Origin of the sequence: Nocardiopsis sp. CC223A, assembly GCF_030766825.1 — a bacterium.
Taxonomy (GTDB): Bacteria; Actinomycetota; Actinomycetes; order Streptosporangiales; family Streptosporangiaceae; genus Nocardiopsis.
Genome location: NZ_JASFDV010000185.1, coordinates 1 through 887 on the forward strand (window position 1 = coordinate 1; position 887 = coordinate 887).

Genomic DNA, 887 nt, shown 5'->3' on the forward strand with positions numbered 1-887 from the left:
AGCACGAGCCCGCGTCCGAGAGGGCAGTACATGTCGAGCAACAGCGACAGTGAACGCATCGTCGCGAACCGTTACATCCTGCGCCGAGAACTCGGCCGGGGTGGCATGGGCGTCGTCTGGGAGGCCTTCGACCCGTCCCTGGACCGCACCGTCGCGATCAAACAGGTGCTCCTGCCCGACCACTTCACCGACGCGGAACGCGCCGACGCCCACGCCCGGGTACGCCGGGAGGCCCGGTCCGCCGCCCGCATCTCCCACCCCTCCGTCATCACCATCCACGACGTGTTCGACTTCGAGGGCGACCCATGGGTCGTGATGGAGCTCATCGAGGGCGGCTCCCTCCAAGACCTGCTCGAACAGCGCGGCGCCCTGGACGTGGAGACCACCGCGACCATCGCCGGGGCCCTGCTCGAAGCGGTCCGATCGGCCGACGCCGCCGGGGTCCTGCACCGCGACATCAAACCCGGCAACATCATGATGTCCGCCGACGGCCGGGTCATCCTCACCGACTTCGGCATCGCCACGATGGAGGGCGGACCGAGCATCACCCGCACCGGCGCCCTGATCGGCTCCCCCGAGTACATGCCGCCCGAACGACTGGAGGGCGGTCCCGCCGAGCACCGGGGCGACCTGTGGAGCATCGGCGTGACACTGTTCGCCACGGTCGAGGGCCTCTCCCCGTTCCGCCGCGACTCCATCACCGCGGCCATCGCGGCGGTGCTGGGCGCCCCGCTGCCCCCGATGCGCCGAGCGGGCCGCCTCACCCCCGTCATCGCCGGGCTGCTGGAACGCGACCCCGACCGGCGGCTGACCGTGGACGGGGCGCTGGCCCTGCTCAACGAACGCGGCGGGGCGGGCGGTACCGGAGCGCACGGCGGCGGCCACGC

The 887-nt window shown here is 72.0% G+C and carries 1 protein-coding gene; it reads left to right on the top strand.

From position 1 onward, the window contains the following. Positions 1–30: 30 nt before the first annotated feature. Positions 31–887 (top strand): serine/threonine-protein kinase (locus tag QJS33_RS31270; protein ID WP_306371675.1); only part of this gene is annotated, 857 nt, incomplete at its 3' end.